The organism is Delftia lacustris (assembly GCF_040267515.1).
GTDB classification, from domain to species: domain Bacteria; phylum Pseudomonadota; class Gammaproteobacteria; order Burkholderiales; family Burkholderiaceae_C; genus Comamonas; species Comamonas tsuruhatensis.
In genome coordinates this window covers 119228-145460 of record NZ_CP141274.1, presented here as the reverse complement: position 1 = coordinate 145460, position 26233 = coordinate 119228, and the positions used below count along the sequence as shown (strand labels likewise).

At 68.3% G+C, this 26233-nt stretch carries 28 protein-coding genes; 16 read left to right on the top strand and 12 right to left on the bottom strand.

Features of this window, described 5'->3' with window-relative positions; genetic code table 11:
* Positions 1–98 precede the first annotated feature (98 nt).
* Both U6958_RS02125 and U6958_RS02120 read right to left on the bottom strand, forming a co-directional pair.
* Entirely contained in the window at positions 99–1388 is a 1290-nt protein-coding gene (locus tag U6958_RS02125) for a M20/M25/M40 family metallo-hydrolase (protein WP_074921162.1), read from the bottom strand.
* Positions 1389–1544: 156 nt separating this feature from the next.
* Entirely contained in the window at positions 1545–2819 is a 1275-nt protein-coding gene (locus tag U6958_RS02120; protein WP_043795639.1) for an MFS transporter, read from the bottom strand.
* A gap of 65 nt (positions 2820–2884) precedes the next feature.
* On the opposite strand from U6958_RS02120, the gene U6958_RS02115 reads away from it, so the two are divergent.
* From U6958_RS02115 to U6958_RS02095, 5 genes are all read left to right on the top strand, one after another.
* Entirely contained in the window at positions 2885–3907 is a 1023-nt protein-coding gene (locus U6958_RS02115) for a helix-turn-helix domain-containing protein (protein WP_074921161.1), read from the top strand.
* Between the two features lie 98 nt (positions 3908–4005).
* Positions 4006–4566 (top strand): RNA polymerase sigma factor, encoded by a 561-nt coding sequence (locus U6958_RS02110; RefSeq protein WP_047472170.1) that lies wholly within the window; start codon positions 4006–4008, stop codon positions 4564–4566.
* A gap of 11 nt (positions 4567–4577) precedes the next feature.
* A complete protein-coding gene (locus tag U6958_RS02105) occupies positions 4578–5165 on the top strand; it encodes a hypothetical protein (RefSeq protein ID WP_016447298.1) in 588 nt (195 codons plus the stop codon).
* Positions 5166–5221: 56 nt separating this feature from the next.
* Positions 5222–6475, top strand: a complete 1254-nt coding sequence (locus tag U6958_RS02100) for a sulfite oxidase (protein WP_074921254.1) — start codon at positions 5222–5224, stop codon at positions 6473–6475.
* A 96-nt stretch (positions 6476–6571) separates the two neighbouring features.
* The gene (locus U6958_RS02095; protein ID WP_017405076.1) at positions 6572–6919 is read left to right on the top strand and encodes a cytochrome c; all 348 of its coding nucleotides are present in this window, start codon (positions 6572–6574) and stop codon (positions 6917–6919) included.
* Between the two features lie 16 nt (positions 6920–6935).
* Here U6958_RS02095 and U6958_RS02090 read toward each other — a convergent pair whose 3' ends face one another.
* From U6958_RS02090 to mnmG, 8 genes are all read right to left on the bottom strand, one after another.
* Positions 6936–7760, bottom strand: a complete 825-nt coding sequence (locus U6958_RS02090) for a methyltransferase type 12 (protein ID WP_070080767.1) — start codon at positions 7758–7760, stop codon at positions 6936–6938.
* A 24-nt stretch (positions 7761–7784) separates the two neighbouring features.
* Complete coding sequence (locus U6958_RS02085) at positions 7785–8819, bottom strand: peptidoglycan-binding domain-containing protein (RefSeq protein WP_016447294.1); 1035 nt, start codon at positions 8817–8819, stop codon at positions 7785–7787.
* 195 nt (positions 8820–9014) lie between these two features.
* Complete coding sequence (locus U6958_RS02080) at positions 9015–9950, bottom strand: ParB/RepB/Spo0J family partition protein (RefSeq protein WP_016447293.1); 936 nt, start codon at positions 9948–9950, stop codon at positions 9015–9017.
* A 13-nt stretch (positions 9951–9963) separates the two neighbouring features.
* Positions 9964–10542, bottom strand: coding sequence for an alpha/beta hydrolase (locus U6958_RS02075; protein WP_017405073.1), 579 nt, complete (start codon positions 10540–10542; stop codon positions 9964–9966).
* 2 nt (positions 10543–10544) lie between these two features.
* On the bottom strand, positions 10545–11315 hold the full coding sequence (locus tag U6958_RS02070; protein ID WP_016447291.1) for a ParA family protein: 771 nt from the start codon (positions 11313–11315) through the stop codon (positions 10545–10547).
* 13 nt (positions 11316–11328) lie between these two features.
* Positions 11329–11943: a LysE family transporter gene (locus U6958_RS02065; RefSeq protein ID WP_016447290.1), complete on the bottom strand. Its 615-nt coding sequence runs from the start codon at positions 11941–11943 to the stop codon at positions 11329–11331.
* A 106-nt stretch (positions 11944–12049) separates the two neighbouring features.
* Positions 12050–12712, bottom strand: a complete 663-nt coding sequence (gene rsmG / locus U6958_RS02060; protein WP_016447289.1) for a 16S rRNA (guanine(527)-N(7))-methyltransferase RsmG — start codon at positions 12710–12712, stop codon at positions 12050–12052.
* Entirely contained in the window at positions 12709–14688 is a 1980-nt protein-coding gene (gene mnmG / locus U6958_RS02055; RefSeq protein ID WP_017405071.1) for a tRNA uridine-5-carboxymethylaminomethyl(34) synthesis enzyme MnmG, read from the bottom strand. Before mnmG ends, rsmG begins: the two co-directional genes overlap by 4 nt.
* Before the next feature lie 302 nt (positions 14689–14990).
* Here mnmG and U6958_RS02050 point away from each other — a divergent pair, with 302 nt between their 5' ends.
* Both U6958_RS02050 and gstA read left to right on the top strand, forming a co-directional pair.
* A complete protein-coding gene (locus U6958_RS02050; RefSeq protein WP_016447287.1) occupies positions 14991–15578 on the top strand; it encodes an NADPH-dependent FMN reductase in 588 nt (195 codons plus the stop codon).
* A 95-nt stretch (positions 15579–15673) separates the two neighbouring features.
* Positions 15674–16282 (top strand): glutathione transferase GstA, encoded by a 609-nt coding sequence (gene gstA, locus U6958_RS02045; RefSeq protein WP_013799958.1) that lies wholly within the window; start codon positions 15674–15676, stop codon positions 16280–16282.
* Positions 16283–16353: 71 nt separating this feature from the next.
* On the opposite strand, the gene U6958_RS02040 is transcribed toward gstA, so the two are convergent.
* Positions 16354–17127 carry an IclR family transcriptional regulator gene (locus U6958_RS02040; protein ID WP_012201983.1) on the bottom strand — a complete coding sequence of 258 codons (774 nt, stop codon included), beginning with the start codon at positions 17125–17127 and terminating at the stop codon, positions 16354–16356.
* Positions 17128–17241: 114 nt separating this feature from the next.
* Here U6958_RS02040 and U6958_RS02035 point away from each other — a divergent pair, with 114 nt between their 5' ends.
* From U6958_RS02035 to U6958_RS02010, 6 genes are all read left to right on the top strand, one after another.
* Positions 17242–17997, top strand: a complete 756-nt coding sequence (locus tag U6958_RS02035; protein ID WP_074921160.1) for an SDR family NAD(P)-dependent oxidoreductase — start codon at positions 17242–17244, stop codon at positions 17995–17997.
* Between the two features lie 119 nt (positions 17998–18116).
* Entirely contained in the window at positions 18117–18395 is a 279-nt protein-coding gene (locus U6958_RS02030; RefSeq protein ID WP_244160460.1) for an NIPSNAP family protein, read from the top strand.
* Positions 18396–18407: 12 nt separating this feature from the next.
* A complete protein-coding gene (locus tag U6958_RS02025; RefSeq protein ID WP_012201980.1) occupies positions 18408–18959 on the top strand; it encodes a VOC family protein in 552 nt (183 codons plus the stop codon).
* Positions 18960–19032: 73 nt separating this feature from the next.
* Positions 19033–20007, top strand: a complete 975-nt coding sequence (locus tag U6958_RS02020; protein WP_074921159.1) for a tripartite tricarboxylate transporter substrate binding protein — start codon at positions 19033–19035, stop codon at positions 20005–20007.
* 4 nt (positions 20008–20011) lie between these two features.
* Positions 20012–20593 (top strand): NADPH-dependent FMN reductase, encoded by a 582-nt coding sequence (locus tag U6958_RS02015; protein WP_074921158.1) that lies wholly within the window; start codon positions 20012–20014, stop codon positions 20591–20593.
* 81 nt (positions 20594–20674) lie between these two features.
* Positions 20675–21793, top strand: a complete 1119-nt coding sequence (locus U6958_RS02010; protein ID WP_016452289.1) for an alkene reductase — start codon at positions 20675–20677, stop codon at positions 21791–21793.
* Positions 21794–21898: 105 nt separating this feature from the next.
* Here the strand turns inward: U6958_RS02010 and U6958_RS02005 are convergent, their stop codons facing one another.
* A complete protein-coding gene (locus U6958_RS02005) occupies positions 21899–23602 on the bottom strand; it encodes a methyl-accepting chemotaxis protein (RefSeq protein WP_016447285.1) in 1704 nt (567 codons plus the stop codon).
* A gap of 300 nt (positions 23603–23902) precedes the next feature.
* Here U6958_RS02005 and U6958_RS02000 point away from each other — a divergent pair, with 300 nt between their 5' ends.
* From U6958_RS02000 to U6958_RS01990, 3 genes are read left to right on the top strand one after another with little or no spacing between them, the layout of a single operon-like run.
* Positions 23903–24097, top strand: a complete 195-nt coding sequence (locus U6958_RS02000) for a heavy-metal-associated domain-containing protein (protein WP_012201975.1) — start codon at positions 23903–23905, stop codon at positions 24095–24097.
* Positions 24098–24118: 21 nt separating this feature from the next.
* The gene (gene cueR, locus U6958_RS01995; protein ID WP_046985949.1) at positions 24119–24556 is read left to right on the top strand and encodes a Cu(I)-responsive transcriptional regulator; all 438 of its coding nucleotides are present in this window, start codon (positions 24119–24121) and stop codon (positions 24554–24556) included.
* A complete protein-coding gene (locus tag U6958_RS01990; protein WP_244160459.1) occupies positions 24516–26195 on the top strand; it encodes an ATP-binding protein in 1680 nt (559 codons plus the stop codon). The genes cueR and U6958_RS01990 overlap by 41 nt, the downstream gene beginning before the upstream one ends.
* Positions 26196–26233: the final 38 nt, after the last annotated feature.

The window sequence follows — 26233 nt, the reverse complement described above, 5'->3', positions numbered from 1 at the left end:
AGGTTTCGCTGCCGGGCCGCCCCAAGGCGAACCGCGGCCCCCTCGGGGGGCGCCCGGCCAGGGGCAGCGGACCATGCGAAGCATGGGGAGCGTGGGGGCTACTTCGACAGATCCATGATCATGCGCGTGGCCAGGTACAGGCGCGGCACGATGGTGTTCAGCTGCACATACTCCGCATCATTGGAGTGCGCGCCGTAGCCGCTCAGGCCAAAGCCCTCGATGACGGCACCCTTGGCCTTGAGCGCCGCAAACGCCGCGTCGGTGCCGCCGCCCGTGGCCTTTTCCATCACGCTCATCTTCAGGCCCAGCTCATCGCTGTAGATGGTCTGCGCCTGTTTGGCCAGGCTGCGCGAGGCATCGTTGGCCTCCAGCGGCGGGCGGCGCACTTCAAACTTGAGCTGCACCTTGCTTGCGTCCAGCAGCTTGTGGCCCACCTTGGCCTGCATGGCCTGCTCCAGCGCCGTGAAGTCGGCCACGCGCAGCGCGCGGGCGTCGGCCTGGGCCGTGGCCTCGGCGGGAATGACGTTGCGGTTGGTGCCGGCCTTGGCCACGGTCCAGTTGAGCTTGAGGCCGGTCTCGGGCTTGGACAGGTCCTTCATCTGCAGCAGCTGGTGCGACAGCTCGTACAGCGCGTTCACGCCGTCCTCGGGCTTGGCGCCCGCGTGCGAGGCCTTGCCCTCGACCTTGAGGTAGGCCGCGCCGATGCCGCTGGTGGCCAGGCGCACGCCGCCGTCGGTGCCGCCGCCTTCGAACGAGAAGACCGCATCCTGCTCGGCGCCCAGGCGCGTGATGGTGCTGCGCGCGCCGGGCGAGCTGATTTCCTCGTCGCTGTTCATCAGCACGGTCAGCGTGCCGTAGTTGTCGAAGCCCAGCTGGCGCAGCATGGCCACGGTGTGCAGGATCAGGGCCACGCCCTGCTTGTCGTCGGCAATGCCCAGGCCGTAGGCGCGCTCGCCGTCGATGCGAAACGGCTGGTCCTTGAGCATGCCGCGCAGGTAGACCGTGTCCATGTGGGCGATCAGCATGATGCGGCTGCTGCCCTTGCCCTTGAACTCGGCATGCACCATGGGGCCGATCTTCTCGGGCGTGTCACCCAGCCGGTAGACGTCGGTGGGCTGCAGGATCTCGACCTTGCCGCCCTGCTCGCGCAGCTTGCCGGCCACGTAGTTGGCGATCTGCTCCACGCCCTCCATGTCCTTGCTGCCCGACTCGATGTGCACCAGCTCGCGCAGCGTGTCCAGCAGGGGCTGCTGGTGCTTTTGCGCCAGCGCCTGGATATCGGCCTTGGGCGCAGCCAGGGCACTGCCGGACAGGCCGGCCATGGCGAGGGCCAGCGCCAGCGGGGCGCTGCGGAACATGAGGGAAAGCGGTGCGAAGGCGGAACGCATGGACAGGTCTCCTGTGTTGAAAAGTTGTGCCTGCACGATAGCAGGCGCCGCGCAGGGCGCACGCAATTGGCATGCCTGTTTTGTCCATCTCTGCGCCCAAAGCAAAGGCCCCGCAAGCCTGGGCCTGCGGGGCCTTGTGGGGAGCGAGACCCGGGATCAGCCCGCGCTCAGCGCCATGCCACCCTTCTTGCTCACGCCATCGCCCACGACCACGGCCGACACCACGCTCAGCACCAGGGCAATGGCCGATCCGTAGAACACGCCGTGGCTCATGCCGTGGTCCAGCATGTAGCCGAACACCGGCGCGGCCAGGCAAAAGCCCAGGTCCAGGCCCGAATACACCGTGCCGTAGACGCGGCCCGTGGCGCCGGGGGGCGCGGCGCGCTTGATCAGCATGTCGCGCGAGGGGCCGGCCAGGCCCGTGCCCAGGCCCGCGATGGAGGCCACGGCCACGGCCGCCATGGCCGGCAGCCAGCCCGTGCCGACCAGGAACAGCGCAACACCCGAGCCCAGCATGCAGATGGAGATCACCTTCTCCAGCCGCTGCACGCGGCCCACGAGGAAGCCACCGGCCAGCATGCCTGCCGCGCCGCAGAGCATGTAGCCCGTGACGATCAGCGCCGTCACGCTCAGCGGCAGTCCGTACATGGACTGCATGGCGGGGCTGGCAAAGCTCTGGATGGCGCTGAGCGCGCAGGTGCTCCAGAAGAAGAACGAGAAGCACAGCCAGACCGAGGGCAGCTTCAGGAAGGCCATGGGATGCTCCTGCGGCACGGCGGCCGCAGCGGCACGCGCCGCCGGGGCCTGGGCATCGGCCGCACGGTCGTCCAGCGCCTCGCGGTTGAGCACCATGATGGTGAGGATGACGGCGGCCAGGGCCGCGCCGCACAGGCAGGCCAGGCGCCACGAGCCCGTGGCCGTGGTGATGCCCGCCATGAACAGCGGCGCCAGCGCCCAGCCGATATTGCCCGACAGGCCGTGCACCGAGAACGCATGGCCGATGCGCTTGGCCGACACGCGCTTGTTGAGGATGGTGAAGTCCACCGGGTGAAAGGGCGCATTGCCCAGGCCCGCGAAGAAGGCCGCCAGCAGCAGCATTCCATAGCCCTGCGCCAGGCTGGCGACCACGCCCGCCACGGTGAAGCTGCCCAGCGCCGCAAACAGAATGGGGCGCGCGCCGAAGCGGTCCACGGCAAAGCCGGCCATGGCCTGTCCCACGCCGGAGACCACGAAGAACAGCGACACCATCACGCTGAGCTCGGCATAGCTGTAGCCGAACTCGGCGATCAGCCACGGAAACAGCGGCGGCAGCAGCAGGTGGAAGAAATGCGAGGAACCATGCGCCAGGCCGATCAGGCCGATGGTGCGCACATCGCTGCGCAGCGGGTCCGGCGCCACGGCGTCCGGCATGGAAGAGGAAGAGGCGGTCATGGGCCGCATCTTAGGCAGCAGCGTTTCGTCTTGTATGCGATAGTCTGCCAACTTCTATCGCAAACATGCCAAAGCCTGTCTCCACGCCCGGCACCCCTGCCCACACCCCTGCTGACACTCTTGCCGACACCCTGCCCAGCACCTGCCCCGCAGCCGCACTGCGGTCGGTGCGCAGGGCCCGGCCGATGGAGCCGGTGGAGGCCCTGCATCCGCACCTGTTCGTGCCCACGCCCCAGCGCCCCGTGCGCGCCAAGCAGCACCGCCTGTCGGCACGCACGCGCGTCATACCGCACAGCCACAGCTGGGCACAGATCGCCATCTCGCTGGACGGCGTGCTGCACCTGTCGGCCCCCCAGGGCACGCTGATCGCCCCACCCTCCAAGGCCGTGTGGATTCCGCCCGGCCTGGTCCACGCCGTGGCCATGGTCGAGGAAGCCGATCTCGTCTCCATCTACGTGCTGCAGGACGATCCGGCCCAGGGCCCCGTACTGCCGGACCTCCCGCCCTGCGGCGTGGCCTGCAACCCGCAGGACTGGGCACGCTGCCGCGTGCTGGAGGTTTCGCCGCTGATGCGCGAGCTGATCACGGCCCTGCCCAAGCAAAGCGATGACCAGCCCGCCCCGGACGCCGCCACGCTGCAGCGCGAGCACCATCTGAGCGCCCTGCTGCTGGAAGAACTGCGCCGCGCCAGCGAAGTCCACCTTGGCGTGAACATGCCCCAGGACAAGCGGCTGCGCATGCTCTGCGAGGCCGTGGTGGCCGACCCCACCCAGCACGAGAGCCTGGCCGACTGGGCGGCAGACACCGGCGCCAGCCCGCGCACCGTGGCCCGGCTGTTCCAGCAGCAGCTGGGCTGCAGCTTCACCGCCTGGCGCCAGCAAGTCGTGCTGGCCCACGGCCTGAGCCTGGCCGCGCGCGGCCTTCCCATACAGCAGATCGCGGCCGAGCTGGGCTACAGCCCCAGCGCCTTCAGCGCCATGGTGCACCGCACGGTGGGCATGCCTCCGGCACGGTTCTTCGGGCAGCAGGCCGGCTCCGCTGCCCACAGGGTCGGATCAGGCGCTGTATCGCGGCCGATCAGGGAATGACAGGGAGCCATCGTCTCTTCGCGATAGCTGATCCGATATAGGGTTTGCCTAAGGCCAGCCCATGGAATAGGGCGGCGCCCTGCGTGCTCTTATGCCGCATGATCTCCACCGCCGAGTCGCGCTACAACCAGTGGGTGCGCGAGCACTACCGATTCCTGCTGCGCAGCGCCTGGGCGCTGACCGGCTCGCGCGCGCTGGCCGAGGACGTGGTGCAGGACTGCTTCACCAGCGCCTGGCGCTTTCGCCACCAGCTGCGCGAGGCCGCAATGGCGCGGGCCTGGCTGTTCCAGATCATGCGCCGCCATGCCTTCCGGCACCTTGCGCCATCGGCCCATCTGGTCAGCGATGACGAGGCACTGGACCAGCATCCCGCCCCCTCCCCCTCGCCTTCGGCGCTGGATGACCGGCTCGACGTGGTCAAGGCGCTGTCGCGCATCGCCCCCATCCACCGCGAGGTGCTGGTGCTCTACTACTTCGACGACATGCCCACGGCCCAGATGGCCGAGGCCCTGGACATTGCGCCGGGCACGGTGCTGTCGCGCCTGTCACGCGCCCGCGATGCGCTGAAGGCGGCCCTGGAGCAGGCCGCCCCGGCGCCTGCTCCAGAGACTGCCAGCGTGATCCCGCTGCGCCCCACCCCGCTGCGCGCCACCCGATAGCAAGGCTTGAAATGACTGCCCCGGACACGACCGACGAATCGGCCTTCGACCTGCGCGCACGCGCCGAACTGGCCCTGGCCTTCGACCCCGGGCCGCACGGCGAGCCGCCCGCCCATCTGCTGCGCCACACGCCCTGGCATGCGCGCAGCGGCGTGCGCCGGCTGATCGCCGCGCTGCTGGTGGGCAGCTCGGCCGCCACCGCCGTGTTCGCCATGCGCCCGCCCGAGCTGGTGCGCGCCGCCATCGAGCATGAGTACTACGAGCGCACGCTGCGCGGCAGCTTCATGCCCGAGGCCGAGGTGGCGCGCCGCCTGGACCTGCCGGCCGGCGAGAAGCTGCCCGGCTACACCCAGCTGATGCGGCCCTGCGATATCGACGGCACGCGCGCCTACCACCTGACCACCTTCTTCGAGAAGGGCGGCATCGTCACCGTGCTGGCCTTCGACCAGCCCCAGCGCCTGGCCGATGGCCAGGGCTGGTGGGCCAACATGCACTGGCAGGTCGTTCGCTCGCGCGAAGGCCGGCCGCTGGTGCTGGTGGCCCAGAAGAAACAGGCCCTGGCCGTGGCCAGCAAGGCCCTGGGCACCCCTGCCCCATGAGATGCCCCATGAGACGCCACGACACGCCCCCTGACAACCACCACGAGGAGACACCCATGAACCACTTGCCGACATCGCCCACCTCCCCCGCGCGCCGCAGCCTGCTGGCCGGCAGCGCCAGCGCACTGGCCGCCGCAGGCCTGGCCGGCCTGCACCAGGGCGCACTGGCCCAAGCCCAAGCCCAAGCCCAGGCACCCGCAGCTGCGGCAGCACCGGCGGCCAAGCCCCTGCCCGGCTACGCGGGCTGGAAGAAGGCCGATGCCCTCATCGTCCACAGCTCCACCACCATAGAGACGCGGCGCGGCGCCTTCGGCACCAGCGTGATCACGCCCAGCGACCAGCTCTATGTGCGCAACAACCTGCCCACACCGCCCGAATCCATCGTGGCCGACCGCGATGCCTGGCAGTTGCAGGTGGGGGGCGTGCGCCAGCCCCGCAGCCTCAGCGTGCGCGAGCTCAAGTCCCTGGGCCTGGAGACCGTGGCCATGGTGCTGCAGTGCTCGGGCAATGGCCGCGCCTTCTTTCCCAGCAAGCCCAGCGGCACGGCCTGGACCGTGGGTGCGGCCGGCTGCGTGGTCTGGAGCGGCGTGCCCGTGCGCGAGGTGGTCAAGGCCCTGGGCGGCGTGGCCGACGGCGGCCTCTACATGACCGGCACGGGCGGCGAGGTGCTGCCTGCAGGGCTGGACCCCAAGAGCGTCATCGTCGAGCGCTCGGTGCCGCTGTCGGCCATGGAAGACGCGCTGCTGGCCTGGGAGATGAACGGCGAGCCCATCCCGCTGGCCCATGGCGGGCCGCTGCGCCTGATCGTGCCCGGCTACACCGGCGTGAACAACATCAAGTACATCAAGCAGCTGGCCTTCACGCCGCGCGAGAGCGAGGCCCACATCATGTCCCACGGCTACCGCATCTCGCCGCCCGGCAGCAAGGGTGACCCGAGCCAGCCCTCGGTGCAGGAGATGAGCGTCAAGTCCTGGATCAACTCGCCCCTGCCCGAGGACGGCGGGCAGGCCGCCGGCCTGGTGCAGATCCACGGCGTGGCCTTTGGCGGCATGGACGCCGTCAAGGGCGTGGAGGTGTCCACGGACGGCGGCAAGAGCTGGCAGGCCGCGCGCCTGGTTGGCCCCGACCTGGGCAAGTACGCCTGGCGCCAGTTCGTGCTGCAGGCGCGCCTGCCCAAGGGCACGCATGTGCTGGCCAGCCGCGCCACCGACGCGCGCGGCCGGGTCCAGCCCGAGACGCGCGGCGAAAACCAGAGTGGCTACAACAACACCAGCTGGGCCGACCACGCCGTGACCGTCACCGTGGCCTGAACACGGCCCGCGCGCTCATCCCGCCCCCCCTTCTCTTCACTCCCGTCACCTCCCGCACACGGCGCCAGACCGTGGCGGGCCCGTACCCCCATTGCCATGTTCACGATGAAACACCTGATCCACACCGCCCTGCTGGGCAGCACTTTGCTCGGCAGCGCCCTGCTGTGCGCCCCCGCCTTTGCCGATGAAGCGGCCCAGATGGCCCTGGGCAAGAAGCTGTTCGCCACGGCCACGCCCGCCTGCGCGCTGTGCCACACGCTCAAGGACGCGGGTGCCGAGGGCGCCATCGGCCCCGTGCTCGACGAGCTGCAGCCCGATGCCGCGCGCGTGGCCCGTGCCCTGCGCGACGGCATAGGCGCCATGCCCTCATTCAAGGCCACGCTCAGCGAGGCCGAGATCGCCGCGCTGTCGCTCTACGTGAGCAAGGCCAGCGCGAAGAAGTAGGCGCCACGCACATCCGTCACCGGCGTTCCTGCAGCTCCCGCAGGGCCTTTTCGTAGGGCGTTTCCTCGGGCTCGGGAACATGCACCACGGCCTCGCCGGCACCGCCCAGCGGCATGCGGTAGACCCAGAGGCTGTGCCGGCCCGGTCCCTGGCGCTGCCAGGAGGGCTCCACGCCGGGCAGCGCAAAGTCCAGGCTGACCAGCCAGGCGCCCTCAGGCAGTTCCGTGGCGGCCTTGACGGCTGCACGGCCCATGCTTTCAGGGCGCTGGAACAGGTAGACCATCTGATAGCCGCTCCAGTCGGCCAGCCAGATATCGGCGCGGCGCACGCGGGCCCAGGGGCAGCGCAGCGCGCAAAGCCAGCGCAGCGGCCAGCTCCACTCCATGCCGTTGAGCCGCGCCTGCGGGTACTGCCCGCGCAGCGCGCGCAGGCCGTCGCCCAGGCCGCAGCCGGCATCGAGCACGGCCGCGCCGTCCGGCAGCGGCGCGGCATCGGCCAGGCCTTGCAGCGCATCGGTCGGCGTGGGAAACAGCGGCGCATCGCGCCAGGCGTTGAGCGGGTAGACCAGGGCGAGCAGGCCCAGCGCCGCCAGCCACAGCCAGGGGCTGATGGCGGCCAGGCCGCCCGGCCCCCACAGCATCAGGCAGGACAGCGGAAAGCCCGCCGCCACGGCCAGGCGCCGCCACCAGGGCGTGGCCAGCAGGCTGGCGAGCACGCCCAAAAAACAGGCCGCCAGCCAGGCGGCCAGCGGCCCTAGGGTCGATTGCAGCGCGGCGTACACAAGCCAGGCGCCTGCCCAGGCAAGAAGGGCCGGGGCCGGCCAGGGAAGGCGCCGCATCATGCGCGCCCTCCGGCCGGGAGCCGCTTATTGCTGTTGCAGTGCTTGCGAGGTGGCACGGTCGAGGCGGCCGGTCTGCGGCAGGCTCTGGTCGCGCTGGAATTCGCGCAGGGCGTTCTGGGTGTTCTTGCCCATGGCGCCGTCAGGCGTGCCTGCGGTGTAGCCCAGGGCATTGAGCTTTTGCTGGGCAGCGCGCAGCGACATGCCGGCGGCATTGGCGCCCGGAGCCGATGTCTGCGACGGTGCGGCACCGCCGTCCACGCCCAGGCGTCCACCGCCGCCCAGGCCCTGGCCCTTGACGGTCTGCGCCTTGTAGTTGCGCAGCGAGCGCACCATCTGGTTGTAGGCGTCCATGAAGGCGGCGGCGATCACCTTGCCTTCGGCCGTGCGCGTGTAGCCGCCCAGCGAGGCGCCGGCGGAGCCGCCGAACAGCGCGCCCATGCCGCCCCAGTCGGTCTTGGAGGACGAGCCTTCGGAAGCCGACACCTGCACGCCCGAACGGTTGTCCACCAGGGCCAGCATGACCGAGGCCTCGCGGGTCTTGGTGGCTGCAGCCAGCGCGCCGAAGATGCCGCCGGCGCGGCCGCCGATGGCGCCGCCCATGCCGCCGGCATCGCTCTGGTTGAAGATCACTTCGGGGGACAGGCCGTAGTCGGAGGCCACCATCTGGCCCTTGCCCAGGTTGCTGCCGCCGCGCATTTCACCCGAGTCCATCAGCGCGCGTTCACGCGCCATGGCGCCCATGCCGGCCGCGCCGCGTTCCACGACGATGAAGCAGTTGGACTGCTGGATCATCAGGCGCAGCAGCTGCGAGGTGGGCGGCAGGCGGTACTGCTGGGTGAGGATGGTGTACCAGCCGGCGGTCTGGTTCTCGACCAGGGAGATGGTGCCCAGCGAGGAATCGCAGCGCTCCAGCTCGGTGTTGGCGTTCTCGGCGCTGGCACCGCCCGCGGCGCCCGTGGCCACGGTCTTGGCTTCCGGCGAACCCATGCGCATGTCGGTGGTCACGCAGCCGGTCAGCGCCACGGCGGCGATGGCAGTCAGGGCAAGATACTTCTTCACGTTGTAATCCTCTTGGTCTGGTCTAGGTGAATCAGCGCCAGGGCAATGGCGTCCACGCACTGGCAGCGTCGCCAGTCAGCGATTACACACAATTACCCCGCATAACAGCGCGCAAATATACCGGGATTCACCCTCGCGAAAAAGCGCTGCTTTGCTGGAGAACGACAGATCACAGACGGTTACAAGCTGTTGTCATCACTCGGGTGCGTCGCCGCGCAAACGTTCGATCAGCCCGTTGAGCGCATCGAGCGAGCCGAACTGGATCGCCACTTCGCCCATTTCCTGCAGCTTGCCGCCACGGCGCACGGACTTCTTGATGCGCACTTCGACATCGGCCATGAGCAGGTCGGACAGCTCTTCCTCCACGCGCTTGATGTCGCGCGTCTTGCCTTCCTTCTTGGACTTCTGGCGCACCAGGCTGAAGTCGGCGCCGATCTTCTTGACCAGGGCCTCGGCCTCGCGCACCGACAGCTTCTTGGCCGCGATCTGGTTGCCGGCCGTGATCTGGGCCGCGCGGTCCAGCGACAGCAGGGCGCGCGCATGGCCCATGTCGATGTCGCCGGCCATGAGCATGGTCTGCACCGGGTCGGCCAGGTTCAGCAGGCGCAGGATGTTGGTGGCCGCGCTGCGCGAGCGTCCCACGGCCTGGGCCGCCTGCTCGTGCGTGAGGCCGAATTCCTTGACCAGGCGCGACAGGCCCTGGGCCTCTTCCAGCGGGTTGAGGTCCTCGCGCTGGATGTTCTCGATCAGCGCCATGGCGGCGGCGGCCTCGTCGGGCACCTCGCGCACCAGCACCGGCACCTCGGCCAGGCCGGCGATGCGGGCTGCGCGAAAGCGCCGCTCGCCCGCGATGATTTCGTACTTGCCGGCGTGCTCGCCCTTGGCCAGGCGGCGCACCAGGATGGGCTGCATGATGCCCTGGGCCTTGATGCTTTCGGCCAGCTCGTAGAGCGCGCCCTCGTCCATGTGGGTGCGCGGCTGGTACTGGCCGGGCACCATCACGTCCAGCTGCAGGATGCTGGGCAGCCCGGTCTCGGCCACGGGGCCGCCGGCCTCTTCCTTGTCGTGGACCTTGGGGCCGAGCAGGGCTTCGAGTCCGCGTCCCAGTCCCTTGGGTTTCTTGGTCACCATGGTGTTGTCCTTGTCAAAGCGACGCCAGCAGCGCGTGTCCGCTGTCCCAGTCGCCCAGCCCGCTGGCCGTGTTGAGATGGCCCGAAGGCCCTGCATCGACAAAGCGCGCGCCCCAGGCATCGGCCAGGGTCTGCACGCGCTGCGCGCTGCAATAGATATCGTTGTTGCTGCCGACCACGATGGAGGCAAACGGCAGGCGCTGCATCATCACGGGCGACCAGCCAGGCAATTGCTCGCGCAGCTGGGGCTGCTCGGTATCGCCGGGGGCGACCAGCAGCGCGCCACGCACCTTGCGGGCGGCCAGCGGCGAATGCGCCGCCCACCACGCCACAAGGATGCAGCCCAGACTGTGGGCCACCAGCACCACCGGGCGCGGCGCGTCGAGCACCGTCTCCTGCAGCCTGGCGCTCCAGTCGCCGCGCAGCGGACGGTCCCAGTCGTTTTGCTCCAGGCGGCGGTAGCCGTGGCGCTGCTCCCAGCGGCTTTGCCAGTGGCCGGCGTCCGAGTTCTGCCAGCCGGGCAGCAGCCAGACGTCCTCGGCAGCCCACCCGGTCGGCACGCCCTGCCCTGCCGTTTCATGTGAACCTTGCATGGCTACATCTTCTTGATGCGGCGCACCATCTCGTGCGCGAAATCGATGAAGGCCTTGCTGCCCTTGGCGCCCGGGTCGAAGACCACGCCAGGTACGCCATAGCTGGGCGCCTCGGCCAGGCGCACGTTGCGCGGGATCACGGTGTCGAAGACCTTGTCGCCGAAGTGCTCCTTGAGCTGGTCGCTGACCTGCTGCTGCAGCGTGGTGCGCGGGTCGAACATCACGCGCAGCAGGCCGATGATCTGCAGGTCGGGGTTCATGTTGGCATGCACCTGCTTGATGGTGTTGACCAGGTCGGTCAGGCCTTCGAGCGCGAAGTACTCGCACTGCATGGGCACGACCACGCCATGGGCCGCGCACAGGCCGTTCAGGGTGAGCATGGACAGGCTGGGCGGGCAGTCCACGAGCACGAAGTCGTAGTCGGCATCGGCCGCCCTGAGGGCGCCCTTCAGGCGCTCGTTGCGGCGCTCCAGCGTGACCAGCTCGATCTCGGCGCCGCTGAGTTCGCGGTTGGCGCCCAGCACGTCATAGCCCACGGCCTCGGAGCGCACGGCGGCTTCCTTGACGCTGGCGTTCTCCAGCAGCACGTCGTAGACCGACAGCTCCAGCGCGCGCTTGTCCACGCCCGAGCCCATGGTGGCATTGCCCTGGGGGTCCAGGTCGATCATCAGCACGCGCTGGCCGATCTTGGCCAGGCCCGCAGCAAGGTTGACGGCGGTGGTGGTCTTGCCGACCCCACCCTTTTGATTGGCGACACAGAAGATTTTGGCCATGGTATTTACACGCTTATTTGGCGATGGCCAGCTTGAGGCCAAAACCGATCAGAAACACGCCCGCAGTCTTTTCGAGAACCCGGGAAACCGCAGGATTGGCGCGCATGCGCTCGGCCAGATGCGCGGTCAGCAGCACCACGATCAGGCAATAGAGAAAGGTCAGAGCAGCCACCGTGGCCGCCATCACCGCGAACGTGAGCAGGCCCTGGTGGCTTGCGGGATCCACGAACAGCGGGAAGAAGGCCATGTAGAACACGATGGACTTGGGGTTCATCAGGGTGATCAGGCCGGCCTGGCGAAAGTAGTGGCGCGGCTCGATGTGCAGCACGGGCTTGTCGCCGGGCCTGGCCGTGAGCATCCTGAAACCCAGCCAGCCCAGGTAGGCGGCGCCCAGCCACTGCACGGCATGGAAGGCCGCGGGATAGGAAGCCAGCAACGCGGCCACGCCCGCCACCGCCATCCAGATCAGCACCTGGTCGGCCGCCAGCACGCCGGCGCAGGCCGCCATTCCGGCCCGTATGCCGCCCTTGCCGGTGGAGGTGATCAGCGCCAGATTGCCCGGCCCCGGAATCAGCAAAAACAGAAGAATGGCAACAACGAATGCGCTGAAATCGGAGATGCCGAACATGCTGACCCCTGAGCGATGAAAGCTGGGAGTTTATGCGAGGGCCATGGCCAGCGCATGGGGAACATGGCCCCGCCGCAACGCGGCAGTGTGCTATTCGGTAAAAAAATCAGGCTGCAGCAGTGCGCAGCCAGAGGATGCAGCGCTCGGCATCCAGGCCCGGCACCTTCAATGGTTCCACGTGAAACACCTGCACGTCGGCAGGCAGCGCGGCGATTTCCTCGTCGGGGTGCTTGCCCTTCATGGCCAGCCAGGTGCCACCCTCCTCCAGCGACTGGCGCGACCAGCTGGTGAAGTCCGCCAGCGAGGCAAAGGCCCGGCAGCTGATCAGCGGATAGCGCGTGGTCAACTGCTCCACGCGGCTGTGGATGCCGCGCAGGTTGGGCAGGCGCAGAGTGGCCGCCGCCTGCTGGATGAAGGCCGCCTTCTTGCCCACCGTGTCCACGCAGTGCACGTCGATCTGCGGGCAGCAGACGGCAAAGACCACGCCGGGCAGGCCGCCGCCCGATCCCACGTCCAGCATGGCGGTGCGCCCTGCGCGCGCAGGCATCTGGGCCAGGTGGCGCTGCAGGGGCGGCACGGCGGCCAGGCTGTCGAGCAGGTGGTGGGTCAGCATTTCCTGCGGATCACGCACTGCCGTGAGGTTGTAGACCTTGTTCCACTTGCCCAGCAGGGCCTGGAATTCCATCAGCGTATCGACCTGGGCAGGGGAAAGCTCCAGACCCAGCGCCCGCAGGCCGGCCTCGAGAGGAGCGCGCAGTTCCTGGCTCATGCGGATGCCTCCTCGCCCTTCGCGTCTGTCACATCAGGGGCAAAGCCGCGGAAGCCCCCCTTCTTCAGGTGCACCATGAGCAGGGAGATCGCCGCTGGCGTCACGCCCGACATGCGCGATGCCTGGCCCAGCGTCTCGGGCCTGTGCTTTTGCAGCGACTGGCGCACCTCGAAGGACAGGGCCGGCACCTGCATATAGTCCAGCTCGGCCGGCAGGCGCAGGTTCTCGAAGTGGGCGGCGCGCTGCACCTCGTCCTTCTGGCGGTCGATGTAGCCTGCGTACTTGGCCGCGATCTCCACCTGCTCGACGACGGAGGCGCTGAGATCGCCCAGCACATCGGGCTGCACATCGGCCGAGGCATAGCGGCCCTCGTTCAGGCTCATCAGCTTGCCGTAGCCCACATCGGGGCGGCGCAGCAGGTCGAACAGGTTGTATTCACGCTCGATGGACTTGCCCAGCACCCGCTCCGATTCCTCGGGCGCGACGATGCGCGGATTGACCCAGGTGGACTTCAGGCGCTCTGTTTCACGTGAAACAGCATCGCGCTTGCGGCTGAAGGCATCCCAGCGCGCATCGTCCACCAGGCCCATGGCGCGGCCGGCCTCGGTCAGGCGCATGTCGGCGTTGTCCTCGCGCAGCTGCAGACGGAACTCGGCGCGGCTGGTGAACATGCGGTACGGCTCGGTCACGCCCTTGGTGATCAGGTCATCGACCAGCACGCCCAGGTAGGCCTCGTCGCGGCGCGGCAGCCAGGCTTCCTGGCCGCGGCACTGCAGCGCGGCGTTGAGGCCTGCGAACAGGCCCTGGGCCGCCGCTTCCTCGTAGCCGGTCGTGCCGTTGATCTGGCCCGCGAAGAACAGGCCCTGGATCTGGCGCGTCTCGAAGCTGCTCTTGAGCGAGCGCGGATCGAAGTAGTCGTACTCGATGGCGTAGCCGGGACGCAGGATGTGCGCGTTCTCCAGCCCCTTCATGCTGCGCACCAATTCGTACTGGATGTCGAAGGGCAGGCTGGTGGAGATGCCGTTGGGATAGAACTCGTTGGTGGTCAGGCCTTCGGGCTCCAGGAAGATCTGGTGGCTTTCCTTGTCGGCAAAGCGGTTGATCTTGTCCTCGACGCTGGGGCAGTAGCGCGGGCCCACGCCCTCGATCTTGCCCGTGAACATGGGGCTGCGGTCAAAGCCGCTGCGGATGATGTCGTGCGTGCGCTCGTTGGTGTGGGTGATCCAGCAGGGCATCTGGCGCGGGTGCATGGCCGCATTGCCGATGAAGCTGAACACGGGCAGCACGCCTTCGTTGACACCACCGGGCATGCCGTCGCCGGGCTGCTCCTCGCACTGCGAGAAGTCGATGCTGCGGCCATCCAGGCGCGGCGGCGTGCCGGTCTTCAGGCGGCCCTGGGGCAGCTGCAGTTCCTTGAGCCGCGACGACAGGCTGACGGCCGGCGGATCGCCCGCGCGGCCTGCCGCGTAGTTGTTCAGGCCCACGTGGATCTTGCCGTCCAGGAAGGTGCCCGCCGTGAGCACCACGGTGCGGCTGCGAAAGCGCACGCCCACTTGGGTGACGGCGCCCACCACGCGGTCGCCCTCGACCATGAGGTCGTCCACCGCCTGCTGGAACAGCCACAGGTTGGGCTGGTTCTCCAGCATGTCGCGGATGGCGGCCTTGTAGAGAATGCGGTCGGCCTGGGCGCGCGTGGCACGCACGGCCGGGCCCTTGGAGCTGTTGAGGATGCGGAACTGTATGCCGCCGATATCGGTGGCCAGCGCCATGGCGCCGCCCAGCGCATCCACTTCCTTGACCAGATGGCCCTTGCCGATCCCGCCGATGCTGGGATTGCAGCTCATCTGGCCCAGGGTCTCGATGTTGTGGCTCAGCAGCAGCGTCCTGCAGCCCATGCGCGCAGCGGCCAGCGCGGCCTCGGTGCCGGCGTGGCCGCCACCGACCACGATCACATCAAATTCCTGTGGGTACAACATGCTTATCACTCCGGGGGCCTGCCCGGCCCAAGCCCCCGACACGGAGCACTCACGCTCCGGCGCTCATGGCAGGTGGCCCTCGTTCATGTAGCGAGGGGAACCCAGCGGGGAACCCGCGATTTTCCCACCTTTGCCGCACCAGTGCCTTGCAAGGGGTCGGCCGGCCCTGCCACCGGGCCGGCACTGTGCCGGTGTTCCACGTGAAACAGGGCGGCGGGCGACGGCATTTTCCGCAGGATGCTGCGCGCCGCCGCCCGCAACGCGGCCCGCTTGCAAGAAACATGTGCAGGGCCTGTGATGCAATGGCGGCCATGCAGATCCTCATCTTCGCGGGCAGTACCCGCCAACAATCGCACAACCGGCGCCTGGCCGCCGCCGCCGCCGACATGGCGCGCGAACTGGGCGCCCAGCCCACGCTGCTGGAGCTGTCGGATTTCGACATCCCCATGTACAACGCCGACCTGGAGGCCAGCGGCACGCCGCCCGACGTGCTGCGCTTCAAGGCCGCGCTGCACAGCCACCCGGCCTGGCTGATCTGCTCGCCCGAGTACAACGGCAGCTACCCCGCCCTGCTCAAGAACGCCATCGACTGGGCTTCCAGCCCCGTGGCCGGTGATCCGGTCTGGTCCGATGGCACCCTGCCCTTTCGCGGCAAGGTCGTGGGCATGGCCAGCGCCTCGCCCGGCGGCCTGGGCGGCCTGCGCGCCCAGTCGCACCTGGCGCCGCTGCTGCTGAACCTGCAGTGCTGGCTGGCACCCGTGAGCCACGCCGTGGGCCAGGCAGGCCAGGCATTCGACGACGCCGGCCGCCTGCAGCGCCCCCAGGACCAGCAGGGCATGAAGGCCGTGCTGGAACAGGTGCTCTGGGCTGCACAGCGCCTGTCGGCCTGAACCCTGGCGCCAGCGCGGTCCCATCATGCGCAGCCCCGCCACATGGGGTTAGCATGGGCGCTTGTCTTTCTTACCCTGATCGGAAGCCATCCACCATGAAGCTCTACTACAGCCCTGGCGCCTGCTCTCTGTCTCCCCACATCGTCCTGCACGAGGCAGGCCTGGCCTACGAGCCGGTCCTGGCCAGCACCAAGACGCACAAGCTGCAGGACGGCACGGACTACTACGGCATCAACCCGCTGGGCTATGTTCCCTTCCTCGTGCTCGACGACGGCGACACGCTGCATGAAGGCCCGGCCATCGTCCAGTACCTGGCCGATCTGGTCCCCGAGAAGAAGCTGGCCCCGGCCAACGGCACCATGGCCCGCTACCACCTGCAGGAGTGGCTGAACTTCATCGGCACCGAGCTGCACAAGGGCTTCGGTCCCCTGTTCAACCCCGCCACACCCGACGACTACAAGCCCGTGGTGCGCCAGCGCGTGCTGGACCGCCTCAAGTGGGTGGACGGCGAGCTCAATGGCCGCGACTACCTGATGGGCGAGCAGTTCACCGTGGCCGACGCCTACCTGTTCACCGTGACGGGCTGGGCCCAGTTCGTGGGCGTGGACATCTCCGAGCTGACCAACCTCCTGGCCTACCGCGAGCGCGTGCTGGCCCGCCCTGCCGTGCAGGCCGCGATGAAGGCCGAAGGCCTGCTCAAGTAAGCAGCGCCGAGCCCGGGCTCGGCGGCACAAGGGGCCGACAAGGGGCCGGCTGGTGTAGACCAGCCGGCCCCTTATCTTTTGCGCGTGCGGATGCGCTGCTCTATCTGGGCCGCCGCAGCGCGCACCTGCTGGGCGATGCGCCGCACGCGCGCCGCCGTCATGCGCTGGGTCAGCGCGGCCACGCTGACCGCCCCCATGGCCTGGCCCATGCTGTCGCAAAAATGCGCGCCCACGGCCGTCACGCCCAGGCTCACGCGGTTCTGTATCACGGCCACGCCTGCGCGGGCCGTTTCCTCGCAGGCCAGGCGCAGTCCCGCATCGGTGAGCTTGCCAAAGGCCGGCAGGGCGGGCGCCACGCGCTCGATGATGGCCTCGCGCTCCTCGGGCGCAATGGCGGCCAGCACGGCCAGCCCACCGGCGCCCACGCCCAGCGGGCGCCGGCTGCCGACCTGCAGCACCAGCGTGCGTATGGGGAAGTCGCCTTCGAGCCGGTGCAGGCACACGGCCTCGAATCCGCTGCGCACCACCAGGTAGGCCGTGTCCTCGGTTTCACGTGACAGCGCCGCCATGGCCGGCTCGCACAGGTCGCGTATGTCATGCAGCATCGACCCGGCCAGGCCCAGCTCGAAGGCCAGCGGCCCCAGCCGGTAGCGGTGGGTCTGGGCGTCGTGCACCACCAGGCGCTCGGCAATCAGCTGCTTGAGGATGCGGTGGGCCGAAGGGTGGGGCACGCCGGATTTTTCGGCCAGTTCGCTGAGCGGGCAACCGCGCACGCCCCCGGTCGCCAGCAGCTTGAGAAAGGCCACGCCCCGCTTGAGGGAGCCGGCATCGGACGATGAGGTCATGTTCGTTTATCGGACAACTGAGTGGCGCCGCCGGGCGATTTAAAAACAATCGGAATGGCCGATCAACCACGGCCCGGCCAGGGCACGGCAAGGCCGGGCGCCACGGATTTCCGAATGATGCAACTCTCCCATCCGCCATTGCAAGACAGAATCGCCGTCGTCACCGGCGCCAGCAGCGGCATAGGCGCCGCCACGGCGCGGGCCCTGGCCAGCGAAGGCGCCACCGTCGTGATCGGCTACCACCAGGGCCGCGACCGCGCCCAGGCGCTGCGCGAGGAACTGCCGGGCAGCCACCACACGCTGCAGCTGTCGCTGCAAGACGAGGCAAGCCACGCCACCGCCGCCCAGTGGCTGCAGCAGCACCTGGGCCGGGTGGACCTGCTGGTCAACTGCGCGGGCTTCACCGAGCGCATCGCGCACGCGCAGATCGATGCGCTGGAGCCCGCGCTGTTCAACCGCATCCTGTGCGCCAACGTGGGCGGCACCTATGCCGTGACGCGGGCCCTGCTGCCGCTGCTGCGCGCCTCGCAGGATGCCGCCGTGGTCAACGTGTCCTCGGTCTCCGCCTTCACGGGCCTGGGCAGCAACATGGCCTATTGCGCCGCCAAGGCCGCGCTGGACACGCTGACGGTGTCCATGGCGCGCGCCTTCGGCCCGGTGCGCTTTCTCTGCGTCTCGCCCGCCGCCGTGGACACGGGCTTCGTGGGGGGCCGCAGCCGCCAGGAGCTGGAGAAAAAGGCCGCGCACACGCCGCTGGGCCGCGTGGTCGAGCCCGGCGATGTGGCGCAGGCCATCCTCGCCTGCGCCACGCATCTGCGCACGGCCACGGGCACGCGCATCGTGATCGACGGCGGCCACAGCCTCGGTTGAAAAAAGGCACGGCATGCTCGTCGAACAACGCACCTACACCGCCCACCCCGGCAAGTGGCGGGACTACCTGGCGCTCTACCAGGCCGAGGGCCTGGAGCTGCAGCAACATTCTGGGCCGCATGGTCGGCTACTACACCAGCGACTCGGGGCCACTCAACCAGATCGTCCACCTGTGGGCCTATACGGACCTGAACGAGCGCGCCGAGCGCCGCGCCCGCCTGCTGGCCGAGCCACGCTGGCAGGCCTATGTGGCGCGCATGCTGCCGCTGCTGCAAAGCCAGGAATCGAAGCTCCTGGTCCCGGCCCCCTTCTTCCAGCCCCAGTGGAGCGGCTGCCAGGAGCCGCTCCACGGCGCCACAGGCCCCGCGTCCACTTCCGGCCCCTTTTCCACCGACTGACAGGAGACATCCATGCTGTGCAAAAAGCTTCACCACGCCGCCTACCGCTGCAAGGACGCGGCCGAGACCGTGCGCTTCTATACCGAGGTGCTGGGCCTGCGCTTCACCCACGCCATGGGCGAGGACCATGTGCCCTCCACGGGCCAGTACAGCCCGCACATCCACATCTTTTTCGAGATGGAGGACGGCAGCTCCATCGCCTTCTTCGAGTGCCCCAGGGACCCGGGCCAGATGAAGGACATGGAGTCGCCGGGCTGGATACAGCACTTCGCCTTCGAGGTCGCCGACGTGGACACCGTGCTGCGCGCCCGGCAGGACCTGCTGGACCGGGGCATTGACGTGGTGGGCCCCACCAACCACGACGACTTCATCACCTCCATCTACTTCTTCGACCCTTCGGGCCACCGCCTGGAGCTGACCGCGCGCACGGCCGACGCGGCGCGCCACCAGGTCTTCGAGCAGGAGGCCATGCAGGTGCTGGCCCTGTGGAACGAGACCCACGACTGGTCGCAGCGCGAAAAGCTCTACGGCGCCCAGACCGGCTACGCGCGCGCGGACCGCTAGCCGCAACACCAGCCAGGCCTGCCAGGCCACTGGACACGTCCGCCGCGCGCAATACAAAAAAAGGAGACACGACATGAATGCCATCACCCGACGCGCGGCCCTGCTTGCAGGCGCCGCCTCACTCGCCCTGCCCACGGCCCGGGCCCAGGGCGGTTTTCCCAACCGGCCCATTCAATTGATCCACGGCTTTGGCGCGGGCGGCAATGCCGACGTGGTGGCCCGGCTCGTGGCCCAGAAGCTGCAGGAATCGCTCAGGCAGCCCGTGGTGGTGGAGATCAAGAGCGGCGCGGGCGGCTCCATTGCCAGCAACTTCGTGGCCAAGGCGGTGCCGGACGGCTACAGCCTGGTCATGCTCACGGGCGCGCACACCGTGTCGGCCGCGCTGCGCAAATCGCTGCCCTACGACGCGGTCAAGGACTTCGCCTTTGTCTCCACCGTCTCGTCCTTTCCCTTCGTGGTGGCCGTGCGCGCCGAGCATCCCGCCAGGACCCTCGCCGATCTGCTGGCCATGGCCCGCAAGGAGCCGGGACGCATCACCTTCACCTCGGTGGGCGTGGGCTCCACCCAGCACATGGCCGGCGAGCTGCTGGGCTCCACGGCCAAGGTGCAGCTGCTGCACGTGCCCTACCGGGGCGGCGGCGCACCCGTGCAGGCCGTGATAGCGGGCGATGTGGACGTGCTCAGCGACACGCTGACCGTGGCCATGCCGCACATCAAGTCGGGCCGGCTGCGCGCCCTGGCTGTCACCAGCGCCCAGGCCTGGCCCACCCTGCCCGAGGTGCCGCCGGCCTCGGCCGTGCTGCCCGGCTTCGAGGTGCGCTCCTGGCTGGGCCTGGCCGCGCCCGCAGGCACGCCCGCCGACGTGGTGCAAAGGCTGGCCGCCGAAACCCACAAGGCCCTGAAGGAGCCCGACCTGCTCCAGGCCCTGGCCAGCGCAGGCAGCGCGGCCACGCCCTGCAGCCCCGAGGAGATGCGTGCCATGGTGGGCGCCGAGATCGCGCGCTGGCGCGGCGTCATCCAGCAGGTCGGCATCGCGCTGCAGGCCTGACGCCATGGACATCATCGGACTGTGCGGCAGCCTGCGCCGCCATTCCCTGAACCGCCTGCTGCTGGAGCTGGCGGGCGAATGCCTGCCACCCCAGGCCACGATGCAGGTCTGCGACTGGCGCGCGCTGCCGCCGCTGGATGCCGACCTGCTGGCCACGGGCATGCCGGAACCCGTGCACCAGTTGCGCGAGCGCATCCGCCGTGCCGACGCCGTGGTGCTGGCCACGCCCGAGTACAACTTCTCCATTCCAGGCATGTTCAAGAATGCGCTGGACTGGATCTCGCGTGGCGAAGACCAACCATTTCGGCACAAGCCCGTGGCCCTTGTCTCGGCCTCGCCGGGCCCGCTGGGCGGGGCGCGGGTGCAGTACGAACTGCGCAAGGTATTGCAGTGCATGGAAGCCGACGTGCTGGCCCGGCCCGAGGTCTTCGTGGGCCAGGCGGCGCAGAAATTCGACAGCCAGGGCCTGTGCACCGATGCCGCCACGCGCAGCTTCGTGACGGCGCAGATGCAGGCGCTGGGCCGACTCGTGGCGCAGCACCGTCGCCTGCACGACAGCGCGCAAATCCCTGGCCTGCACGATTGATTCCATGGGCGTAATCTGTGCCGTACGCCGCGCCGCCCGCACGGGCGGCGCTTTTGCTTCACGCACAGAAAGCCCCGTTGCATGACCTCTCTGTTCGAACCCATACAGGCTGGCGAACTGCGCCTGCCCAACCGCATCGCCATGGCGCCGCTGACGCGCAACCGCGCACCCCAGGCCCTGCCCAACGACATCATGGTCACCTACTACGCCCAGCGCGCCAGCGCCGGCCTGCTGATCAGCGAAGGCACGGCCATCAGCCACCAGGGCCAGGGCTATGCCCATGTGCCGGGCCTGTACGGCAGCGAGCAGCTCGACGGCTGGAAGCGCGTGACCGACGCCGTGCACAAGGAGGGCGGGCGCATCGTCACCCAGCTGTGGCATGTGGGCCGGGTCTCGCACACCTCGCTGCAGCCCGAAGGCCAGGCGCCCGTGGGACCGTCCCCGGTGGCGGCCAGATCCAAGACCTATGTGATCGACGAGGACTCGGGCAAGGGCCAGTTCGTGCCCACCTCCGCGCCGCGCGCGCTCGCCCAGCAGGAGCTTCCCGCCATCGTCCACAGCTTCGCCGTGGCCGCGCGCAATGCCGTGGAGACGGCCGGTTTCGACGGCGTGGAGCTGCACGGCGCCAACGGCTACCTGCTGGACCAGTTCCTCAAGACCGGAGCCAACCGGCGCGATGACGACTACGGCGGCAGCATCGAGAACCGCGCCCGCCTGCTGCTCGAATGCACGCGCGCGGCCGCCGATGCCGTGGGCGGCGGCCGCGTGGGCATCCGCCTGTCGCCCGTGACGCCGGCCAACGACATCGCAGATGCCGATCCCCAGCCACTGTTCGAATACGTGGTGCGCCAGCTGGCGCCGCTGGGCCTGGCCTACATCCACATCATCGAAGGCTCCACCGGCGGCCCGCGTGAATTGCCGGACCGGCCCTTCGACTACGCGGCCCTCAAATCCGCCTACCGCCAGGCCGGCGGCCAGGGCGCCTGGATGGTCAACAACGGCTATGACCGCGACATGGCCCTGCGCGCCGTGGAAAGCGGCCACGCCGATATCGTGGCCTTCGGCAAGGCCTTCATCTCCAATCCCGACCTGGTCCACCGCCTGCACGACGACCTGCCGCTGACCCCCTGGAACTCCAGCCTGTTCTACGGCGGCGGCGCAGAGGGCTATATCGACTACCCGTTCGCGCGCCAGGCCTGATTGGCGGCCGCACAAACAAAAAGCGGAGTGCATCGCACTCCGCTTTTTTTATCCAGACGATTCACGTGGAACAGGGTCCGGGCCCCTGTCCCTGCGTCCGCTATCTCAGGCGTGTTCCAGCAGCTGGGTCTCGCGCGTGTCACGGCCAGAGGCCAGCGAGGCGCGGCCTGCGGCCGGTGCCAGGCTGGGCTGGCCCTGGGAGGGACGGCCGTAGGAAGCATGCGAGCCCATGGATGCCACGGCCGCACCGGCAATGCGGAACTGGCCCACCACCTGCGCCAGGCGCGCGGCCTGCTCGCGCAGCGACTCGGCAGCGGCGGCTGATTCCTCGACCAGGGCTGCGTTCTGCTGCGTCATGCGGTCGATGTCGCCCACGGCCTGGTTGACCTGGCCGATGCCGCCCGACTGCTCGCTGGAAGCCGCCGTGATCTCGCCAATGATGTCGCCCACGCGCTGCACGCTGTCCACGATCTCCTTCATGGTCTTGCCAGCATCCTCCACCTGGCGCACGCCCACGTCCACGGCCTGCACGCTGGTCTGGATCAGCGCCTTGATCTCGCTGGCCGCCTGGGCCGAGCGCTGGGCCAGGGATCGCACCTCGGCCGCCACCACGGCAAAGCCGCGGCCCTGCTCGCCGGCGCGCGCCGCTTCCACGGCGGCGTTCAGCGCCAGGATGTTGGTCTGGAAGGCGATGGAGTCGATCAGGCCGATGATGTCGCCGATCTTGCGGCTGGAGGTCGTGATCTCCTGCATGCTCACCACGGCCTGGGCCACCACGTCGCCACCGCGCGTGGCCGTGGTCGAGGCAGAGGCCGCCAGCTGGTTGGCCAGCTGCGAGGACGATGCCGTCTGCTGCACCGTGGCCGTGAGCTGGGACAGCGAGGCCACGGTCTCCTGCACATTGCTGGCCGTCTGCTCTGTGCGCGAGGACAGGTCCTGGTTGCCCGTGGCGATCTCCTGGCTGGCCGTGGCGATGTTGCCGCTGGCGTCGCGCACCTGGGTCACCATGGAGCCCAGGCTCTGCTGCATCTGGTCCAGCGCGCGCTGCAGGTCGGCCACCTCGTCCTTGCCCTCCACCTTCACGCTCTGCGACAGGTCGCCCTGGGCGATGGTCAGCGCCGTCTGGCGCGCCTGCACCAGGGGGCGGCAGATGGACAGCATGTTCATCAGCGTCAGCGGCACCACCACCAGCACCGTGAGCACCACGGCGGCAACGAAGATCCACTGCGTCTGCTCGGCCACGCCCTGCTCCTCGGCGGCCATGGCATCGACCTGCTGGCGCAGCAGCTGGTCGAGCTGGGCGATGAGCTTTTCGACCTCGGCCACCTCGGCCATGGCCTTGCCGCTCATGCGGTTGGCCGTGGTGGCCGTGTCGTAGCCACCGGCCTCCAGCTGGCGCGCAATGTGCTCGAACTGCTGGCGGTAGCGGTCCACACGGTCGGAGATGCCGCTGACGATGGCATCGTCGGCAGGGTCCTCGTCCTTCAGAAAACGCCCCGCCACGGCCTTGACGCGCTCGATGGCCGCCAGCCACTGCCCGTGGGCCTTGCGCACCTCGTCGGCACGCTCGTACTGGATGATCATGTCCTTTTCATGGGCGCGCACCGCGCCCAGCTCGGCGCGCAACTCCACCATGTAGCCCATCTTGGCGTACGAGGTATGCATGAACTGCTGACTCATGCCATGGATGCGGAACATGCCCAGCATCCCGGCTCCGCCCAGCAGACCCAGCAGCACCAGCACCATGGCGATGGCACCCAGCATCCGCGTGCGGATCGTGAAAGCCCGCATCATTCCCAACAAGTTCATGACCGTTTTCCTCTCTGTCAGTCAGGGCGCACGCACGGTCTCCAAATGCATAGCGCCAACGTAAATACAAATTGTTGCAGTTTGTCAGATGATCGCCAATGGTCTATGACGGTTTTTGCATATTCACGGCTCTTTTCGATCTATCGGCCATTGCAGCGGATCATTGAGCCGGCCGACTCACATCGAGTTGGGCCAAATCAACCCTTGCCCAGCCAGGCGCTTGACCTTGCCATGGTGTCAGGGTTCAACATGCCGTCCATGGCTTGCGCCACTTCGGCGCGCCCCAACCAGGAGCTAGAAATGCAACATGTTTTCACCGTGCAGGGCATGACCTGCGGCCACTGCGAACGCGCCGTCACCCAGGCCGTGCAGGGCGTGGATGACCAGGCCCAGGTAAAAATCGATCGCGCCGCCCAGCGCGTGGAAGTCGACAGCAGCGCCAGCCGCGAGGCGCTGGGCGCGGCCATCGCCGAAGAAGGCTACAAGGTCGCCTGAGTCCCCGGAGTGACACGCACCATGTCCGCCCAAGCACAGCACTGGCCCGTCTCCATCGGCGAGGCCGCGCGCCGCGCCGGTGTCTCGGCGCGCATGGTGCGCCACTACGAAGCCCAGGGCCTGCTGCCGCCCATGCACCGCACGGACGGCGGCTACCGCCAGTACGCCGAGTCCGACGTGCACGCCCTGCGCTTCATCCGCCGCGCCCGCGACCTCGGTTTCTCCATGGACGAGATCGCCACCTTGCTGGGCCTGTGGCAGGACAAGAGCCGTGCCAGCAGCCAGGTCAAGGACATCGCCCAGCGCCACATCGACGCACTGACCGAGCGCATCGCCGCCATGCAGGCCATGCAGCGCACGCTCAAGACATTGGTGCACTGCTGCCACGGCGACGACCGGCCGGACTGCCCGATCTTGGATGATCTGGCGGCGCCCGACACAGTGGGAAGTGGCGCTTAATTTAAGCTGTGGGCATGCTTATCACCCCACCCAGCTTCACCAATGGTTGCTTGAGCCTGAAGGTCAGCGGCTTGAGTTCAAGGAAGCCAAGCAGCGCTATGACTTTGAAAAACTGCTCAAGTACTGCGTAGCCCTGGCCAACGAAGGCGGCGGCGCCATCGTGCTGGGCGTGACCGACAGACGACCTCGCCTCATCGTGGGTACGCAGGCGCTCGAAGACCCGGGCCGCACCGAGGCCGGATTGCACCAGAGACTGGGCCACCGTATCCCTGTTGAGGAACTGCGCCTGCCGCAAGGCCGTGTGCTGGTTGTGCGTGTGCCCTCCCGGCTGCCGGGCACGGCATGGCAGATCGACGGCAGCTTTCTCAAACGGGCCGGCGATGATCTGGCGGCAATGAGCGCGCAAGAACTGCGGGCCATCTTCGATGAAACCGGCCCCGACTTCTCGGCACAGCCATGCCCAGGGGCCACGCTGGAGGATCTGGAGCCGTCATCCATTGCATTGTTCCGGGAGCGCTGGGCTCGCAAAGGCAATACCGCTCGCAGACGCGAACTGAGCGACGAACAGACCCTGCGGGATGCAGAGTTGCTCGTAGAAGGCAATCAGGTGAGCTATGCCGCGCTCATCCTGTTCGGCAAAAGAGCGGCTCTGACAAGATGGTTGGCCCAGGCGGAGCTGGTCTTTGAATACCGGTCGTCCGAAGCGGCAGGACCGGCTGCCGATCGCGAAGAGTTTCGAGAGGGCTTTTTTGCGTGGCAGGACGCGCTCTGGAAAAAGATCAACTTGCGCAATGACCGCCAAAGCTACCAGGACGACTTTTTCCGCATGGACCTGCCGACATTTGCCGAGGTTCCGGTCCGGGAAGCGCTCCTGAATGCGGTTGCCCATAGGGACTATCGCCTGGGTGGTTCGATTTTCGTCAGGCAATTTTCCAAGCGGCTGGAGGTGATCAGCCCGGGAGGGCTGCCGCCCGGAATCACGCCCGAGAACATCATTGACCAACAGAATCCGCGCAATCGCAGACTCGCCGAAGCCCTCGCCCGCTGCGGCTTGATCGAGCGCTCTGGTCAAGGCCTGAATCTCATGGTGGAAAGCGCGGTGCGACAAGGCAAGCCCCTGCCCAGCCTTGCAGGAACATCCGCCCACGAAGTACGGCTGACCCTGGAAGGCGGAGTTCGCAACCCGGCCTTCGTACGCTTCATGGAGCACCTCGGCGAAGAGAAGCTGAGCAGCTTCTCGACATTGGACTACCTCGCGCTGGAATGCCTGCAACAGGAAAAGCCGCTGTCTGCCCCTTTGAGGGAACGCCTTGCAGGCCTGCTGGCGGCGGGAGCGGTGGAATCCATAGGTCGGGGCAAAGGGACGCGCTACATCCTGTCCGAGGCCTTGTATGCGTCTTTGGGCGCCAAAGGAACGCATACCCGGCAACGCGGCCTGGACAGAGAGACCAACAAGGCGCTGCTGCTCAAACACCTCACAAAGCACAGAGAGCATGGTGCTGCGCTGGCCGAACTGCGGCAGGTGCTGCCGTCCTTGCCAATGAGTGCCGTTCAGGATCTGCTGAAAGAGCTGCGCAATGAGGGGCGCCTCCAGCTGATGGGTGCGCGCCGTTGGGCACGATGGCATTTGTCGGATTGATATCTGCAGCGTTTGGGCCGTGGCATCAAGACCGGTCT

Coding starts and splice junctions, on each gene's coding strand:
- U6958_RS02125 (WP_074921162.1), bottom strand. CDS start 1,388: ATGCGTTCCGCCTTCGCACCGCTTTCCCTCATGTTCCGCAGCGCCCCG.
- U6958_RS02120 (WP_043795639.1), bottom strand. CDS start 2,819: ATGACCGCCTCTTCCTCTTCCATGCCGGACGCCGTGGCGCCGGACCCG.
- U6958_RS02115 (WP_074921161.1), top strand. CDS start 2,885: ATGCCAAAGCCTGTCTCCACGCCCGGCACCCCTGCCCACACCCCTGCT.
- U6958_RS02110 (WP_047472170.1), top strand. CDS start 4,006: ATGATCTCCACCGCCGAGTCGCGCTACAACCAGTGGGTGCGCGAGCAC.
- U6958_RS02105 (WP_016447298.1), top strand. CDS start 4,578: ATGACTGCCCCGGACACGACCGACGAATCGGCCTTCGACCTGCGCGCA.
- U6958_RS02100 (WP_074921254.1), top strand. CDS start 5,222: ATGAACCACTTGCCGACATCGCCCACCTCCCCCGCGCGCCGCAGCCTG.
- U6958_RS02095 (WP_017405076.1), top strand. CDS start 6,572: ATGTTCACGATGAAACACCTGATCCACACCGCCCTGCTGGGCAGCACT.
- U6958_RS02090 (WP_070080767.1), bottom strand. CDS start 7,760: ATGATGCGGCGCCTTCCCTGGCCGGCCCCGGCCCTTCTTGCCTGGGCA.
- U6958_RS02080 (WP_016447293.1), bottom strand. CDS start 9,950: ATGGTGACCAAGAAACCCAAGGGACTGGGACGCGGACTCGAAGCCCTG.
- U6958_RS02075 (WP_017405073.1), bottom strand. CDS start 10,542: ATGCAAGGTTCACATGAAACGGCAGGGCAGGGCGTGCCGACCGGGTGG.
- U6958_RS02070 (WP_016447291.1), bottom strand. CDS start 11,315: ATGGCCAAAATCTTCTGTGTCGCCAATCAAAAGGGTGGGGTCGGCAAG.
- U6958_RS02065 (WP_016447290.1), bottom strand. CDS start 11,943: ATGTTCGGCATCTCCGATTTCAGCGCATTCGTTGTTGCCATTCTTCTG.
- rsmG (WP_016447289.1), bottom strand. CDS start 12,712: ATGAGCCAGGAACTGCGCGCTCCTCTCGAGGCCGGCCTGCGGGCGCTG.
- mnmG (WP_017405071.1), bottom strand. CDS start 14,688: ATGTTGTACCCACAGGAATTTGATGTGATCGTGGTCGGTGGCGGCCAC.
- U6958_RS02050 (WP_016447287.1), top strand. CDS start 14,991: ATGGCGGCCATGCAGATCCTCATCTTCGCGGGCAGTACCCGCCAACAA.
- gstA (WP_013799958.1), top strand. CDS start 15,674: ATGAAGCTCTACTACAGCCCTGGCGCCTGCTCTCTGTCTCCCCACATC.
- U6958_RS02040 (WP_012201983.1), bottom strand. CDS start 17,127: ATGACCTCATCGTCCGATGCCGGCTCCCTCAAGCGGGGCGTGGCCTTT.
- U6958_RS02035 (WP_074921160.1), top strand. CDS start 17,242: ATGATGCAACTCTCCCATCCGCCATTGCAAGACAGAATCGCCGTCGTC.
- U6958_RS02030 (WP_244160460.1), top strand. CDS start 18,117: ATGGTCGGCTACTACACCAGCGACTCGGGGCCACTCAACCAGATCGTC.
- U6958_RS02025 (WP_012201980.1), top strand. CDS start 18,408: ATGCTGTGCAAAAAGCTTCACCACGCCGCCTACCGCTGCAAGGACGCG.
- U6958_RS02020 (WP_074921159.1), top strand. CDS start 19,033: ATGAATGCCATCACCCGACGCGCGGCCCTGCTTGCAGGCGCCGCCTCA.
- U6958_RS02015 (WP_074921158.1), top strand. CDS start 20,012: ATGGACATCATCGGACTGTGCGGCAGCCTGCGCCGCCATTCCCTGAAC.
- U6958_RS02010 (WP_016452289.1), top strand. CDS start 20,675: ATGACCTCTCTGTTCGAACCCATACAGGCTGGCGAACTGCGCCTGCCC.
- U6958_RS02005 (WP_016447285.1), bottom strand. CDS start 23,602: ATGAACTTGTTGGGAATGATGCGGGCTTTCACGATCCGCACGCGGATG.
- U6958_RS02000 (WP_012201975.1), top strand. CDS start 23,903: ATGCAACATGTTTTCACCGTGCAGGGCATGACCTGCGGCCACTGCGAA.
- cueR (WP_046985949.1), top strand. CDS start 24,119: ATGTCCGCCCAAGCACAGCACTGGCCCGTCTCCATCGGCGAGGCCGCG.
- U6958_RS01990 (WP_244160459.1), top strand. CDS start 24,516: ATGATCTGGCGGCGCCCGACACAGTGGGAAGTGGCGCTTAATTTAAGC.